This window comes from Mycobacterium sp. NGS41 (assembly GCF_059812725.1).
Map to the genome: position 1 here is coordinate 1 of NZ_JCALDF010000084.1, position 602 is coordinate 602.

The 602-nt window shown below is 66.8% G+C and carries 1 protein-coding gene; it reads left to right on the plus strand.

Annotation, left to right across the window (positions count from 1 at the left end):
• The coding region (locus AC5Y21_RS26030; RefSeq protein WP_499917038.1) for an IS30 family transposase at positions 1-323 on the plus strand (323 nt) is incomplete at its 5' end.
• Positions 324-602 lie beyond the last annotated feature (279 nt).

The following is a 602-nucleotide window of genomic DNA, read 5'->3' on the forward strand; positions in this document are numbered from 1 at the left end:
CGATGGGCCAGTTGCCCGAACACCTGCGCCGCTCGATCACCTGGGATCGTGGCAGCGAGATGGCCCACTGGCGCCAGATCCAGCTGCAGCTGGCCGCCCCGGTGTATTTCTGCGATCCGCACTCGCCGTGGCAGCGTGGCAGCAACGAAAACACCAACCGGCTGCTGCGGTTCTGGTTTGAAAAGGGCAGCGACTTAAGCGGTTACACCAAAACCGATCTCAAACGCATCCAAGACATGCTCAACCGGCGCCCCAGGCCCACTTTGGATCTCGACACTCCCGCCGACCGGCTGGCGGTCCTGCTTGACCAAGCCGCCGCCTAACGGCGGTATACAACAAGCGGAGGCGGCTTCGCCGCCGCTGACCCCTTCCCGGTAAGCGCCGCGTCAGGCTACGGGGCCGCCCCTCCGGCCTCAAGGGTCGCTGGCGCGATCGCGGCGCGACGGGCCTGCGGCCCGCCCTTGACCCCCGAGCCTCTACGGCCCCTGACCACGCAGCGGCACGGGCAGGCGCACAGCCCCTGCCCGCCAGACCCGCCGCGGCGCTCACCAACTCCATTCGCCCATTACCAAGCAACGTTGCAATAACCACTTGACAATGAG